This is a genomic window from Paenibacillus oceani (assembly GCF_014705615.1).
GTDB classification, from domain to species: domain Bacteria; phylum Bacillota; class Bacilli; order Paenibacillales; family NBRC-103111; genus Paenibacillus_AB; species Paenibacillus_AB oceani.
Genome location: NZ_JACXJA010000006.1, coordinates 190,826 through 206,578, shown reverse-complemented (window position 1 = coordinate 206,578; position 15,753 = coordinate 190,826). Strand labels below are relative to the sequence as shown.

Annotated in this window: 9 protein-coding genes; all 9 read left to right on the top strand. The window is 55.1% G+C overall.

The genetic code is table 11. The annotated features are described in order from the left end of the window. Nucleotides 1-4: 4 nt before the first annotated feature. Nucleotides 5-289: a hypothetical protein gene (locus IDH45_RS06125; protein ID WP_190925701.1), complete on the top strand. Its 285-nt coding sequence runs from the start codon at nt 5-7 to the stop codon at nt 287-289. 866 nt (nt 290-1,155) lie between these two features. Beyond that, nucleotides 1,156-2,979, top strand: a complete 1,824-nt coding sequence (locus IDH45_RS06120; protein ID WP_190925699.1) for an ABC transporter ATP-binding protein — start codon at nt 1,156-1,158, stop codon at nt 2,977-2,979. Further along, nucleotides 2,976-5,099, top strand: coding sequence for an ABC transporter ATP-binding protein (locus tag IDH45_RS06115; RefSeq protein WP_190925697.1), 2,124 nt, complete (start codon nt 2,976-2,978; stop codon nt 5,097-5,099). Before IDH45_RS06120 ends, IDH45_RS06115 begins: the two co-directional genes overlap by 4 nt. Before the next feature lie 320 nt (nt 5,100-5,419). Continuing rightward, a complete protein-coding gene (locus IDH45_RS06110; RefSeq protein ID WP_190925696.1) occupies nt 5,420-7,072 on the top strand; it encodes an extracellular solute-binding protein in 1,653 nt (550 codons plus the stop codon). A 78-nt stretch (nt 7,073-7,150) separates the two neighbouring features. Then, on the top strand, nt 7,151-9,433 hold the full coding sequence (locus IDH45_RS06105; RefSeq protein ID WP_190925694.1) for a helix-turn-helix domain-containing protein: 2,283 nt from the start codon (nt 7,151-7,153) through the stop codon (nt 9,431-9,433). A gap of 344 nt (nt 9,434-9,777) precedes the next feature. Continuing rightward, nucleotides 9,778-11,121: an ABC transporter substrate-binding protein gene (locus tag IDH45_RS06100; RefSeq protein WP_190925692.1), complete on the top strand. Its 1,344-nt coding sequence runs from the start codon at nt 9,778-9,780 to the stop codon at nt 11,119-11,121. A gap of 25 nt (nt 11,122-11,146) precedes the next feature. Continuing rightward, entirely contained in the window at nt 11,147-13,150 is a 2,004-nt protein-coding gene (locus IDH45_RS06095; protein WP_190925690.1) for a glycosyl hydrolase family 28-related protein, read from the top strand. Nucleotides 13,151-13,612: 462 nt separating this feature from the next. Then, a complete protein-coding gene (locus IDH45_RS06090; RefSeq protein WP_223836434.1) occupies nt 13,613-14,242 on the top strand; it encodes a TraX family protein in 630 nt (209 codons plus the stop codon). A 116-nt stretch (nt 14,243-14,358) separates the two neighbouring features. Next, nucleotides 14,359-15,498: a response regulator gene (locus tag IDH45_RS06085; protein ID WP_190925686.1), complete on the top strand. Its 1,140-nt coding sequence runs from the start codon at nt 14,359-14,361 to the stop codon at nt 15,496-15,498. Nucleotides 15,499-15,753: the final 255 nt, after the last annotated feature.

The following is a 15,753-nucleotide window of genomic DNA, read 5'->3' as shown; positions in this document are numbered from 1 at the left end:
TTTTATGGATATTATTTTTATTGAATATAAAGTGTTCCCGGATAAGCGGGACGCATACATGAGCTGGATCAAGTCGGCTGCAGACGGAGACGTCCGGTTCGAGCTTTATGAAGGGTCGGATCAGCCCGGACTGTTCGTCGAGCAGTGGCGCGGTTTCGATGAGGACGGGTACCGGTCGTTCAAGATCAGGCGGCTGGAGACGGGCGATCCGTCATGGTCCGGTTTGGCCGACTTCGTGTCCGGAGGTTTGGCCAAGGTGCATATTTGGCATTTTCGCCGGACGATCTGATATAGAGTCAACCAAGTTGAAACGGACGTTTGCGGGAGGTTTGGATGTCCGCTCGTATTGTATGGCGGGTGCCGGGAAGGCGACACGGCGAATGACCGGCAGGCTCGAACGCCTCAGTTTGTATTCCCCCTCCCAATGCCCTCTCTCGAAATGTCTCCACCCAATGCCACTTTTGGCTCTTCTCCACGGTCACTTCCCCATCGGCACAAGATAGCGCCACGTTAAGAGCGGTTTATACCCCTTATTTAGTCGCAAAACGGGTTTAAAGCAAATATAAGAGCGGTTTGTAGCCTAATTTCCCCCAAACGCCGGATTATCAGCATAGAAGCTAAAATAAGGGGTGCAAACCGCTCTTATCTTACCCGCTATTTAGGTCACGTCCGCAATATGAGTTGCAACTCCCCACTTTTATCTACTCACTATTTGGGCAGCATCGGTCCAGATGAATCACGAATTCGCAAACTAGTCCTATTTACCCGCTATTGAACGAAGCCCGCTGCTACGAGTTATAACCCAAAAAATGGGGAAATTATCGGTCGTATCCCCTCATAAATAAATGTGCCCGCCCCGTTTCACGATGATTGGCCCTGCAAGTAGCCAAACCCGCCCCTCTTACCTCCTCCACACGAAGGTTGCATCAATATGAGGGCCAAATTCAAATCCGCTCTTATCACGCAAATTCGCTCGGCACAATCCCGTTGGACGTGAGCGCTCCATACTTGATGTGTCCGTTACCTTCGTTATGATCGGATAGTCCATTATTTAAAGCATGGATATCCATGGTCTCCTTCTTGAAGATTTTGTTAAGCTTACTATAAAGATCCGCATGAACCGCTGGAGTAGAGGAAAAACAAGGGGGACCAAGGATGGACAGGAAGCATATTATTTGGAAGCACATCAGCGAGCACCGTTTTCCGTATGTATTCGGCTTTGCATTATTGTCCATTTCTTGCGCGATGCAGCTCGTCATTCCGATGCTGTTGGGTACGTTCACAGACCAGCTGGAGCGGTCGGAACTAACCTACGAGCATGCGCTGACGATCGCCATGTGGATGGCGCTGGCGGGTCTGGGAGTCGCTATTCTCCGCTCTTCCTCGCGTATTTATTTGTTCCGGCTGTCGCGCCTGCTTGATATGCGCATCCGCAACGACTTATTCAAGCATTGGGAGACGCTGTCGACCCAATATTTCAAAAACCGCCGGGTCGGAGACCTGATGTCGCACGCGATCAGCGACGTCAGCGTCATCCGCGAGGTCACCCAATCCGGCGTCTTTCAGACGATGGAGGCGGGCGTCCTGATCTCCATCACGGTCGTTACGATGGCCACGTCGATCGATCCGCTGCTGACGCTGTTCACTTTACTGCCGCTGCCGCTGCTGAGCGTTCTCGCTTACCGGTTCAGACAGCGGATTCAGAAAGAATCGGCTAACGTTCAGGAAGCGATCGGCGATCTGACGAGCCGGGTGCAGGAGTTCGTAGCCGGCATCCGCGTGGTGAAGGCGTTCGTCCAGGAGCGGGAGCAGAACCAGCTGTTCCGCAAAGACAATGAGCACGCCGTCTCCATGAACCGCAAGCTGGTCCGGTCGAATTCGATGTTCGGCGCGCTCAGCGCGGCCGTAGTCGGAATCAGCTTCCTCGTATCCGTTGTGCTGGGCGGCATCATGGTGCTGCGCGGCCGGATTACGCTGGGGGATTTTGTTGCGTTTAACTCGTATCTGTCCCTGCTGATGGGACCGATCGAGAATTTGGGCAAGGTCGTCAATACGATGCAGCGGGGCAAAGCGTCCGAGAACCGGCTGCTTGCGATTCTGAACACCCGGCCGGACGTAGCGGACGATTCCGCTGCCGATCGTTCGATCACCGCGATCGCAGGCGATATCGAAATCCGCAACTTGTCGTTCCGGTACCCGGAAGCCCATGAAGCTACGCTAAGCGACATCTCGCTCAACGTGCCGAAAGGAAGCAGCCTTGCGATCGTAGGCCGGGTCGGGAGCGGCAAAAGCACGCTCGTCCATCTGCTCGTCCGGCTGTACAATCCGCCGAAAGGAACGGTATTCATCGACGGCCGGGATATTCACGAAATCCCGCTGCAGGTGCTCCGGGCCAATGTCGGAATCGTGCCGCAGGACCAGTTTTTGTTCTCGACCACGATCAAGGACAACATCGGTTTCGACCCGAAGCCTTACCGCGACGAAGAGATTGAGCAGGCGGCCAAGGTGGCGCAAGTGTACGACAATATTATCGAATTTCCGAATCAGTTCCAGACGGCGCTCGGTGAGCGCGGCATCTCGCTGTCCGGCGGGCAGCGGCAGCGTGTCAGCATCGCGAGGGCAATCATCAAGAAGCCGTCGATTCTCATCTTCGACGACAGCTTGTCCGCAGTCGACACGGAGACGGAAGACCGCATTTTGTCGGGACTGAACGGAGTTATGGAGGAGCGGACGACGATTATTATCGGACACCGCATCTCGTCGGTTCAGGCAGCCGACCAGATCGTCGTTCTGGATGAAGGCGCCATCGTCGAGCGCGGGACGCACGAATCGCTGCTGGAACGTAACGGCTTGTATGCCGATCTGTATCATAAGCAGCTGCTGGACGAGGCAGTCGAGCTGCATAAGCATGAATGGGAATCGGAGCAGCCGGAGCAGGGCGAAGTCCGGAGCGCTACTTCAGGAGGGAAAGCCGGATGAGCATTCATGCGGAGAAAACGTCAGTCGATATTAAGGACGGGCAGCTTCTTAAGAAAATGCTCGCTTATGCGATTCCGCACTGGAAGATGATTACGCTGTGCATAACACTTGCTTTTCTGATCGTCGTTACCGACCTGGCCCGTCCTTACATTATTAAAGTGGCGATCGACGACCATATTAACGGGCTTCATAAGCCGATGTACGCCGTAGAAGCGGAACAGGCGGACCGGTTAAAAAGCTACGGCAAGTCGATCGTCATCGGCGGGACGGCCTACGTTCGTCTGGATGCAGCTGCAGCCGAGTCCGGGGCGTCATCCGCCGGCGGCGAGGCGCTCCGGAAGGTCCAGATCGTGGAGGTCGGAGAAGGGTCGTACTTGGCCGAAGGCTGGGTGGCTCCGAATGCGAAGCTGACGGCCGAGGGCGGCGGAAGCGAGGTTCGTCTCACTGGCGAAGGGGTGCAGCTGCCAGCCGTGTACCTGGACGACGCGACGATCTCCGGGTTCCGCGACCGCGACTTTACCGGCTTCCTGATGCTGGGCGCGTTGTTTCTGATCGCTGTAATCGGGGGAGCCGTGCTCAGCTATGTGCAGACGAACCTGCTTCAATATACCGGACAGCATATCATTTATCGCATCCGCGGCGAACTGTTCGAACATTTGGGCAAAATGTCGGCTTCGTTTTTTGACCGCAACCCGGTAGGGCGGCTCGTCGTCCGCGTCACCCAGGATACGGAATCGCTCAACCAGCTGTATTCGCAGGTGATCGTCAACCTGGTGAAAGATTTTATCGTACTGATCGGGATATTAATCATCATGCTGCAGATGAGCGTGAAACTGACGGGTCTTATGCTTGTCGTCATTCCGCTTCTGGCTGCCCTGACCGTCTGGTACCGCATCGTCGTTCGCGAGGCGCAGCGGAAAATGCGCATCCTGCTCGCCCGGCTGAACTCCTTCCTTGCCGAAAATTTGTCCGGCATCCGGATTACGCAGCTGTTCGTCCGGGAGGAGCGGCAGCTGGAGCAGTTCCGCGAGCTGAACGGGGAGCATTACAAGGCGGGCATGCGCAATACCGTCATCAACTCCGTCTTCCAGCCGGCGGTCGGCTTTGTCGGCAATCTCGCGATCGCTTTGCTGATCTGGTACGGGGGCGGCTCGGTGCTGGACGGGGCGATTACGTTCGGGATCGTTTATGCCTTTACTCACTATGTCCGGCAATTTTTCAACCCGCTGATGAGCCTCGCGGAGAAGTACAATCAGATTCAGACGGCGATGGTCGGAGCGGAACGCATATTCGAGCTGCTAGGAGAGAAGCCGTCGATCGTGGACAAAGAGGAGCCGAAGCCTTTGCCGAAGCAGGTGCGCGGCGAGATCGAGTTCGATCATGTCTGGTTTGCCTACAACGAGGGCGAATGGGTGCTGCGGGACGTATCGTTCAAGATCGGGCCGGGGCAGACGGTGGCGTTCGTCGGGGCGACCGGGGCCGGCAAAAGCTCGATCATTCAGCTGATCAACCGGTTCTACGACATTCAGAAAGGAACGATCCGGCTGGACGGGGTCGATATCCGCGACCTCCCGCTCGATCAGCTGCGCCGGGCGATCAGCGTCGTTCAGCAGGACGTCTTCCTGTTCAACGGCGATATCGCCTCGAACATCCGGTTGAACGAAGCGGGAATTACCGACGATGAGGTGAAGGAAGCCGCACGGATGGTGCATATGGATGAGTTCATCCGCAAACAGCCGCTCGGCTACGCGACCCCTCTGGGCGAGCGGGGCGTCAATCTGTCGCTCGGTCAGCGCCAGCTGCTGTCCTTTGCCCGCGCGATCGTATTCCGGCCGCAAATTCTCATTCTCGACGAGGCGACCTCGAATATCGATACCGAGACCGAGCTTGTCGTGCAGGACGCGCTCAAGACGATCTCCAAAAACCGCACGACGCTGATCGTAGCGCACCGGCTGTCCACGATCCAACACGCGGACCAGATCATCGTCATGCACAAAGGCAAAGTGCGCGAGACCGGCAACCATTATCAGCTGCTCGCCCTGAAAGGGTACTATTACAAACTGTTCGAGCTGCAGTACAAAGACCAGAAGCAGGACATGCAGATGCAGCACGCACGGTAGCGTAGTGTGCAACCAAAACGTAACAAAAAGGACCCCGTTACCCGGCTTCGGTTAGCGCGGTCCTTTTTGTCGGGAGCGACGCGAGCCAGCTGCCAACGGTGCGCAGTAAGCTGGAGTCGGCATTCCGCCGGGGCATGTAAAATTCCGCATATGAGGCTAAATGATCATCATTTACACGCCCGCAGCATCCGAGTATAATTGGGTTTCATCCTGGATGCACGATTTATTCCTTGCATCTGCACGTCGCCATCAACCGTTTTTTTCGCATAAAGCCGGTCTGCCGGTTCATCGGGAAATCGGAATCAAGGGGGCTTTTTCATATGAGGAGACGCTGGATCGTTATACTCGCTGCAACCGCCGGCGCGGCGGCCATGTCCGGCTGCTACATTCAGGGACAGGAGGCCGGAGAGCTGGGCGGAGAGGCTCAAGCCGCCGGCGGCTTCGATTCGGGGCGGCCAACCGAAGGGGATATGTACATAAGCGGAATGCCGATCGTCAAAGAGAAGCTGGAGCTGAAGGCAGTCGTCAAAAAATTTGCGAACCACGGCGATTTCAATAAGATGGAGGCGCTGAAAAAGCTGGAGGCCCGGACGAATATCGCTTTGAAGTGGGAACAAATACCGGGCGAGGTTTTTAATGAAAAGAAACATTATTTGTTCACCTCCGGTCAATTGCCGGACTTGTTCTTCGCCGGGCTGGGTTCGATCGACGTCGTCCAATACGGCTCGCAAGGTCTATTAATTCCGCTGGAAAGGCTGATTGATCAATATGCGCCGAATATTCGCAGCGTGTTCTCCGCTTATCCCGAATTAAAGAAAGCGGTTACAGCGCCGGACGGCCATATTTATTCGCTGCCATTTCTGGAAGCGAACGATTATATGCAGTACCGAAACCACTTGATGATCAACAAGGTATGGCTCGATAAGCTGGGGCTGAAGGTTCCGGAGACGACGGACGAATTTCATGAAGTTTTGAGACAGTTTAAGAATAGCGATCCGAATGGCAACGGGAAGCCCGACGAAATCCCGTTCGCTTCGATGTTTACCCAGGTGAGCAACAATTACAGGGCGCTGTTCAACTCGTTCGGCGTGCTTAATCCGGACGGCAACCGGATGGCTGTCATCGGCGGACAGGTCCGGTTCGAGCCCGTACAGCCGGAATATAAGGAAGCCGTCAAATATATCCGCAGCTTGTATACGGAAGGGCTAATGGATGAGGAAGCGTTTACTCAAGATTTGAAGCAGTATATGGCGAAGGGCGGGGCAAAGGAAGTGCTGTACGGAGCGTTTACCGCCTTTTTGGGCGATATCGAACTCGGCTCGATGGACCGGCTGACACGGGAGTATGTGGCCGTTCCCCCTCTGAAAGGCCCGGGCGGAGCTCAAAGCTGGCGACGCCAGGACAACCGCATCGTACCGAATATGTTCTCGATCACCTCAAGCAACAAGCATCCGGAAGCGACGATGCGTTTAATCGACGCCATGAACGAGGAGACGACCGCATTCGAATTGTGGAAAGGTCCGGTAGGCTCCCATCTGTCCAGAACGGCGGACGGGAAAATCGTCCAAAATCCGCTCCCCGCAGACGAAAGCAATCTTGGCGTCTGGATCGGCAAAGCGGCTCCGCTCAACTACGTACCGCTCCTTCTTACGGAGGAGATGCTGGGCAGCTTCGTGCCTGACGAAGCGAGCAAGCTGCGCAACCGGACGTACGAGCTGTACAAGCCCTACATCGTGAAGGATGAGCTTACGTATCCGCAGATGATCTATTATACGACGGAGCAGACGAACCGGCTGAAAGTGCTTGATGCAGACATCACCTCCTACCTGAACAAGATGGAGTCGAGATGGATCGTAGAAGGCGGCATCGACCAGGAATGGGAGTCCTACTTGGCCGAGCTGAAGATGATGGGACTGGACGAGAAGATCGAGATCCATCAGCAGGTGTACGATGCGGTCTATAAAAGCCCTTAAGCCTTACATTCGTATGAGAAACATGCGGTTGTTAAGAGGGCGGCATAATTCCGGAACAACGAAGGGAAGAGGGTACGGATGGAGGCGCGATTCAAATCCCGGCTTTATTATAAGTACTTGCTGTCGTATGTGCTCATTTTATCCGTTCCGCTGCTCGTGATCGGTTTATTCGTATACAACCATTTCCTGCAGACGTTGAAATCCGAAGTGATCGACAATAACCTGAACATGCTCAGCCAGGTGAAAGAAATCGTCGATGTGAAGTTTAATGAGCTGGAGAAGATCGCCTATCAAATCTCGCGCAATCCGGAGCTTACTCCCTATATGGCTACCCGGAATGCGGTAAAAGGGATGAATACGATCAAGGAGCTGCGCAACTATACCGCCGGTAACAGCTTTGCGCATGAAATATTTCTCCATTACCGGAAGCAGCCTTACTTGTATTCCTCCATCAGTACGTATACGGCGTCCAACTTCATTGATGCGATATACCGTTACGAGCATTGGACGCAAGAGGAGTTCGAACGGGCCATCGACTCGCTGAATGGTCCGGCTCTGCGTCCCGCCGAGTACGTGGGGGGCTCGGACGGAGAGAGGCTGATTACTTACATGGTTCCGATCCCGCTGCGGGATGAGGTTCCATACGGAACCGTGATGTTTATGATTAAGGAAAGTTCGATTACTAATTTAATCCGCAATATTTTGCGCGATTATGGGGGCAACACGGTCATCTTCGACCGGAGCGGGCAGCAGGTTACGTATATGGAGGGGGAGCACGGGTTCGAGACGGGGAAGCTCGTCGAGATGATCGACCGGACCCGGGAGCGCGGCTCGACGACGGTCGGCATCGGCGGCAACGATTATTTTATCTCCCACATCCAATCGTCCGAGACCGGCTGGGTATACGTAACGAAGGTGGAAAAATCCCGCGTTATGGCGAGTGTGGCGAGGATCAAGCTGTTCGCCTTGGCAGGGCTCGCGGCGACGATCCTGTTCGGGGGGCTAGCAATCTTCATCTTGATGCATATCAACTACAAGCCGATCCGGCGCCTGAAGCAGCTTACCGAGGCGTTGACCGGAAGGAAGCCCGTAGGGCCCCGGGAGGATGAGCTGGAGTCGATCGGGCTGGCGGTCCGGCAAATGTCCGAGAATACGAAGGAGCTTGGTCTTGAGATTATGAAATCAAGGCCTGCGCTGAAGCAATATATGCTGATGAACCTTCTGAAGGGAAGAATCCGGCATATCGAGGAGTTTAATAGCTCGGGCCGAAGCTGCGGCATCGGTTTTTCGGGAAATTGGTTTCACGCGGCCGTATTGCTGATCGATCCGGGGGGAGCGGCAGGGCCCAAGCCGGTGAAGGAAGCGATAATCGCCTCGCTGGAAGCCGCATGCCGTGCTTCCGGGCGCATCGAAGGCTACGGTTTGGACAGTATGGACGGCAACCGTTTCCTGTTTATTTTCGGTATGGCAGACCCGGACGGCACGGCTCTGTCCCAGCTGCTCCGGTCGTTTCGCGACACGGCTGGGACCGAGTGGGCATGTCCGGTTACGATCGGCCTCGGTACCGGTTACTCTGGCATAGGCGATATCGGGAAATCGTATCTGGAGGCGTCGACGGCCGCTGATTACAGATTGATCAAAGGCAAAGACAAAGTTATCGATTTTCGTGAAGTGGCCCAAACCGAACACCACGGATACTCGGACAAGGAATTAATCGAGCTGGAGCTTTACCTGAAGCAGGGGAATATGGACAAAATCAAGCTATGCCTCGATGCGGTGGTCCGCAAAATCCAGCATCCCGACACGTCGTTGTTCACCGCCCGCTCTATCTGTTACGACCTGATTCATACGATTATCCGTCCCGTGTTCGAGCTGAACTTGCCGGCAGGCACGGATAAGCTGCCGGACGTCTGGTCGTTGCTCCGGTTCGAAACGGTCGATGAGCTGGCCGACATGGTGAAGGAGGCAAGCGTGGACATATGCGGCATCATCCAGAACAACAAGGAGAGCCGCAACTTTGCGCTGAAGGACCAGTTGATCGCCTACATGGAGCGGCACTATGCGGATCACGACTTTTCGCTGCAGACGATGGCGGAAGCGTTCTCGTTGTCGGCGCCTTACGTAAGCCGTTATTTCAAGGATCAGGCGGGCATGACCGTCTCCCAATATTTGAACACGATCCGGATCGGGGCCGCCAAGAACATGCTCGAGAATGGCGAAGACAACCTCTCCGATTTGATCGGGCGGATCGGTTATGTGAACACGTCCAGCTTTATTCGCAAATTTAAAGAAACTGAAGGAATGACTCCTGGCGAATACCGTCGTATGTATTGTCAGGGACAGCAGCGGGACGCCAAATAATACGCACCGCAAAGCATGCACATGCCGCAAATGTCGCATATGGAGAGAAAGCAGGCTTAATAGCCTCCCTCTGCAAGAGGGCGCAATCGCACGGGAAGAAGCTAGCGGCTTAGGTGTCGCCTCACGATAAAAAGTGAATATCGGTTGAGATCCGGGCCCCGGCCCGGTTTTTTTTGTATATTTCCGCACATGTGATTAAAACATCATGATTTACACCCGTAAAGAAGCTGGCATAGCATTAAAGCTGCTTACGGGGAAATCACCCGGAGCCAAGCTGCGCACAACGTGACCAACGTGCGAGCAAGAGCGCTTAACCATGAAAACTTAGGGGAGTTGAAAGCAGCATGCTAAAAAAGAACGCAGTATGGTTTACCGCAAGCATAACGGTAGTCTCGATGCTTACGGGGTGCGCGGGCAACGGTAACGAGTCCGCGGCCAAGCCGCCGGCCGAGGAGCAGGTAAAGCCGGTGCCGCAGGAGCCGATTACGCTCAAGATCGCATCGGCCCGCACGAAGGAAAACTTCGAGCAGTACATCAGACCGGTCAAGGAGAAATATCCGAACGTTACGTTGCAGCAGATGAGCCAATACAAATTCAATGCGGAAGTGATTCAGTCGATGGTCGCGGCCGGCGATATTCCCGACATTATCGACGAGGCGCTTACGAATACGCCTCTTCTGCTGGAGCTGGACCTGCCGATGGATCTCGAGCCGCTCGTGAAGAAGCTGAAGGTCGATATGGCTTCCATCGACGAGTCCGTGTTAAAAAGCGTCCGTTCGTATACGGACAACGGCAGGCTGTTTTACATGCCGACCAACCTAAATCCGCCGATGGTGCTCTTTTACAACAAGGACATCTTCGACAAGTTCGGCGTCCCGTACCCGAAAGACAACAGCACGTGGGAGGAACTGATCGAGCTGGCCCAAAAAGTAACGCGTACGGAAAACGGCGTGAATTATCGGGGACTTACGGCCGGAACCGCGCTGAACCGGACACAGACGCAGCTGTCGCTGCCGTTCGTCGACCGGGCGACGGGCAAATCGCTGGTCGGGACGAACCCGGGGTGGAAGAAGCTGTTCGAGACGTGGAAGGCGATCTACGACATACCGGGCAACTACCCGCAAGGCGCGCATTTCGGCAAAGGAGTCGACGATTTCCTGAAAACCAAAAACTTGGCTATGTTCCCTCACTTCCTGTTCCTGGCCGAGGACGCCGCCTTCGCCGAAGCGGTCAAAGGGGGATTGAACTGGGGGGTTACAACATTCCCGGTGTTCAAGGACAACCCCGGAGTCGGAGTCGGAGGCATTGCCGGCGGTTTCATGATTACGAAGGCGAGCAAAAATCCCGAGGTGGCGTTTCAGGTTATGATGGCGCTGCTGTCAGACGAAGGGCAAACGTTATTATCCAAACAAGGGGATATTACGAGCGTGACCAAGCCGGAGATCCGCGGCAAAATATTTGAGAACTCCACGGTAGTCAAGCCGCTCGTACCGAAAGAGACGCTGGCCAACATCCTGAAGATCCAGGAGCCGGCGCCGTATGCCCGCACGAAGCATGACGCGGTGGCGACGACGATCGCCACAAACTATTTGACCCAGTATTTTACCGGGAAGTTGGACTTGAACACCGCGCTTCGCAAAGCCGACGAGGACATCAACAAAAAGATCGAGGAAGAGGGCAAAAAGTAAACCGGAACGATCGGAGGGCGCAACAATGAAGGATGAGATGCAACAGGCACGGATGTCTATGAATCGGGCGACAGCAGGCCGGCTCTCTACAGACGGGGAAACGCGGCCGGACGAGGGGGCTTCGGATAAACCGATTAGCAGAAGGAAACTGCTGGCTGCGGCAGGCCTGTCGTCCGTAGCGCTGGCGGCAGGAGGTCTGCTGGGCGTGCAGGCGGCCCCCCCTTTACCGCGCCATACAGTAACCGGCGCCGTGTATGGAGAAACGGATGGAGACTGTTGTCCTGTCGTCAACGCGAAATGCTTCGGAGCCAAAGGAGACGGAGCGACCGACGATACGGATGCTATTCAGGCCGCAATCGACTCGGTTGCCGCGGCTCACGGGGGTGAAGTATACATACCGGGAGGCACGTACCTTATCTCCGATACGCTGATCATTCCTTCCTACGTGTATGTAATCGGCGCGGGCCGCGGCGCGACCCGAATCGTCATGGCGGCGGGAGCGAACAAGGACGTGTTCCGATCGGCGGGCTTCGATTCGCTGACCGGAACGGCCAATCTGCCCGCGGCGCCCAAATATTGCGGGATCAAACATCTGACGATCGACGGGAACTATTTGGCCTCGAAATGGACGGCGAATCCGAATACGATCAACAATTCGCTCGGCTCGGGCATCAAGTTTTACGCCAGATTGTTCGAAATCGACGTAGAAATCAATAACGTCCCCGAGCATGCCCTGTATACCGAAGGAGCGGGACCGCGCGAGCAGATCGACGTCCGTTCCGTGGTGCGGATCAACGGGATCGTCTCGGGCAAGGAAGGGATCGTGTTTCGCGGCGTCGGCGACATCTTTTTCGAGGAGGTGCTGTTCGGCGTCGTCGGCATCCTGCCGCTTCCCGCGGCTTCCAACGCATTGCCAGAGTCTACGCTGTTTCATGCCGCGGCCTACGGGTACCAGACGCAGATTGACGGGTTCGTGATCGACCGTTCGAGTTCGGTCTATGAAGGTGCGATTGAGCTGGGTCTCGTGCATATTTTCGCCTGTTACAACGGGGTGGGCATCCGCACGTACGGAAGCTGCCGCGTGGAAGGCGAGCATATTGTCAGCGAGAGCAATATCGGCGGCGTGGTGCTCGGCAGTGCGACGTACGGCTTTTTCCATTCGCTCAGCGTCCGCAACAACGGCAGGTATCATCCGAATCTGAAAATAACACCGCCGCCGTCCAAGCCGGGACTTCGCCTGGAGAGCACGATCGGCTTCGCCGTATCGAACTTTTACCTGTTCCGCACAGTTGCGACGAACGTAACGGAAGGGTACCCGGGTGCGATCATAACCGGCAATAACAACCGGCTGTCCATGAACCACGGCAACTCCACCAACTCCGCGACAGGGAAATGGTATGCCGGGCCGGGAGTCGTCATTGAAGGGAACAGCAACCACGTCACCGGCTTGCTTCGCTCGGTGAACGGCGACGCCGTCGTCGTTAACGGCAAAAGCAACCGGGTCGATTTTGCGGCGGACGGAGTCATCAATGGCTCAGCCCTGAACCGGATCGGCGGTACAACAAACGACAAGAGAGGCAACGTTATAACCGGAGTGATCAGCAATGCAGCCGTCGGCTTTACTGCTTCCCATACGCCGCTGCTGGAGCGGATAACGCTTACGATGGATTTGAAGACCGGGCAGATTCCGTTCGCAGGAACGAAAAGGGATGCCGCCCGCCAGCAGGACTGGGACATTACGGCCGTTGTCGGCAACGACATCCGCTCGACGGACCGGAGCTTTTCCTTCACGTTTGACGAACTCGATACGGCCGAGCAGACCGTCGTCGTCGCTCACAACTACTTATACCGTCCCTCGTTCGAGCAGATCGTATGGTCGCTCGAGGACCGGGACGTCGTGAGCGACGCCGAAGTCGCATACATCCGTCTGAATCAGATCGATGATGGGACGCTTACCTTTAAGGTCAAGCTGTCGTCTCCAGCTTCGAACGGCGGCAACAATATGCGCGTAGCGGTTCAGATCCGTTAACGCAGGCCGCCGCAGCGACAACCAGTCCGTTTTGTTACAGGGACGAAATCGACGATCACTTCGCCTACTCCCGGGTCATCTGGGACATATCGGCGATCGCTTGGCTGATCAACGATGCCTGGGTTCCGACGGTGCTTGCCCACAGCCCGGTCGTTACGGACTCGTGCACGTGGAGCTTCGACTCGTCGCGGCCTTTTATCCGCTATGCGAACTTCGTCCATCGAGATCCGATATTCAAAGATTTGTTCGGCAAGCTGGACCGGGGATAATTAAAAATAAAGCGCCGGAAACGAAGAACGGTGGGGAGGCATCGGCGTATCAGGTCTTAACATTGCCGGCGAGGGATGTTATTGTAATGGAAACGGGGAAGCTTCAACGGCGGATTAGCCTGGACGAAGCTGAAGTCCTGACAGGCAGCGCTGCAGCTTCCCTACCGTCCTTTCGAAAGTCGGGTGATCCAGTCTGCTGCAGTTCATCGCTATGATAACCATGCTTGTGGATCATGTCGGCATCGTGTTTTATCCGGATATTGCGGTGTTTCGGGTCATCGGAAGGATCGCGTTTCCGCTGTATGGCTGGTTTTTAGTTCAAGGGTACTTGCACACGAGAAATTTAAAAAGGTACGCGTTCAGATTGCTCGGACTCGCCGTTTTGTCGCAGCTTCCGTACACGCTCTCGCTGCAGCTGTGGCAGCTTAACGTTATTTTTACGCTATTGTTGGCTCTGGGGGTGCTGTACACGCTCGACTCCGGGGTAAAAGGCATCTTCAAGCTGCTTCTGGTTGGCGGAGCTGTCGGCATCGCTCTATGGGTTCCGATGAGCTACGGACTTTACGGAGTGATGATTGCCTTGCTGTTCCGTTATTTCAGGCAATGGCAGCTGGTGCATTATCATTTCTTGCTGGACACCGCCCATGTACTCGTATACGGATTCGGTTATGCGATCCAGTTGTTCAGCGTATTCGGCACTTTCCTGATCGTGTGCGCCCAGGAGCTGAATAGCCGGGTACAGCTGAACAAATGGATCTATCGCGGATTTTACCCCGGCCATTTGGCGGTCCTGTACGGGCTTCGGTTATGGATCGGGACTTAGCGGTCCTGGCGTTTCTTTTCAATATTTTGTCGAATGGCAGCGTATCACGCTACGGGAAGTGTCCCCGAACTATGATATAATAGACCTGCTTACATTTCGACAGAGCGGTGAATGTTATGATCCGGGGTATGCTTGTAGACGACGAGAGACTGGCTCTCGTCTACTTGGAGCAGTTGCTGAAAGAATTGATGGACATCGAAATAATCGCTGCCTTAACGGACCCCGTGGAGGCGGTTCAAGCTGCTCCGGAGCTGAAGCCGGACGTCATTTTTATGGATATCGACATGCCGGAAATGGACGGATTAACGGCTGCGGAAATTATAACGGACAGCTGTCCGGATACGAATATCGTATTCGTGACGGCTTATAACCAGTTTGCGCTGGAAGCGTTCGAGCTTCATGCGATGGATTACATCGTCAAGCCGGTTCAAAGCCGGAGGCTGATGAAGACGGTGAGGAGACTGGAGAAAAAATGGTCCCAGCTGGCGGAGCAGACGGCAATGCGTGAGAACAAGGCCGGCTGTATCCGCTGTTTCGGCATGCTCCAGTTCGAGCAGGAGGGGCATGCTGCGCAGCCGTTCCGATGGAGAACTACGAAGACGGAGGAGTTATTCTGTTATTTGCTCCACCATCGCGGCAGCGTGGTATACAAAGAAACGCTGATCGATCTGTTCTGGCCCGATACGGACCCGGAGAAGGCTCTGGCCCACCTGTATACGATCATTTACCATATCCGCAAAACGTTGAAGGAATCGCATGTCGATGTACAGATCAGCCGGATCAGCGGCCAGGTCGGCTACCGGCTGGACTTGCATCAGGTGGCGCTGGATGTGGAGGAGTGGGAGAACGGCATCCGTAATCTAGGACCCGTTCAGCCGGATCACCTGGAGGAACACCGGAGATGGGTGCAGGAGTACTCGGGCGATTATTTCGGGGATAAAGGGTACGCTTGGGCGGAAAGCGAGCGGCAGCGCCTTCGGATGATGTGGCTGCACCACACGGTGCAGGTCGCCGAGCGTTATACCGAGACGGGGATGCTTCCGGCGGCATTATCGCTCTATCAGCGGATCGTGCAGCTGCAGCCCTACTCTGAAGAGGGTCATCTGGGAATGATGCAGGTGTACGACAAAATGGGAGAACGTTCCGCCGTGGAAGGGCAATTCCGGATCGTTCGGGAGATGCTGGAGGGTGAACTCGGGATCGGACTTTCGGAAACGACGCTGAATTGGTTGGAGCAGTGGAAGCTTCGAGGTTAGTAAATCATATATGGTGAGAAGGCCGTCCCAGACACGAGGGGCGGTCTTTTTTGTTGCTGGCTGACCTTCACACTGAGGAGAATAAAATATCGGGGGCGGAGTGGTAGAAGCTGTTGAGAATTTGTAGAGAAATTTGTTATACGGTGATCATTGAAAATAACAAACACATTAGAGAGGAGGAGAGATATGAAAATAGCGAAGCAGGCAAGAGCAAGTGAAGTTCATAACGTTAATTCAACAGAGATGGAGGCCCAT

Coding starts and splice junctions, on each gene's coding strand:
- IDH45_RS06105 (WP_190925694.1), top strand. CDS start 7,151: ATGGAGGCGCGATTCAAATCCCGGCTTTATTATAAGTACTTGCTGTCG.
- IDH45_RS06100 (WP_190925692.1), top strand. CDS start 9,778: ATGCTAAAAAAGAACGCAGTATGGTTTACCGCAAGCATAACGGTAGTC.
- IDH45_RS06110 (WP_190925696.1), top strand. CDS start 5,420: ATGAGGAGACGCTGGATCGTTATACTCGCTGCAACCGCCGGCGCGGCG.
- IDH45_RS06125 (WP_190925701.1), top strand. CDS start 5: ATGGATATTATTTTTATTGAATATAAAGTGTTCCCGGATAAGCGGGAC.
- IDH45_RS06115 (WP_190925697.1), top strand. CDS start 2,976: ATGAGCATTCATGCGGAGAAAACGTCAGTCGATATTAAGGACGGGCAG.
- IDH45_RS06085 (WP_190925686.1), top strand. CDS start 14,359: ATGATCCGGGGTATGCTTGTAGACGACGAGAGACTGGCTCTCGTCTAC.
- IDH45_RS06120 (WP_190925699.1), top strand. CDS start 1,156: ATGGACAGGAAGCATATTATTTGGAAGCACATCAGCGAGCACCGTTTT.
- IDH45_RS06095 (WP_190925690.1), top strand. CDS start 11,147: ATGAAGGATGAGATGCAACAGGCACGGATGTCTATGAATCGGGCGACA.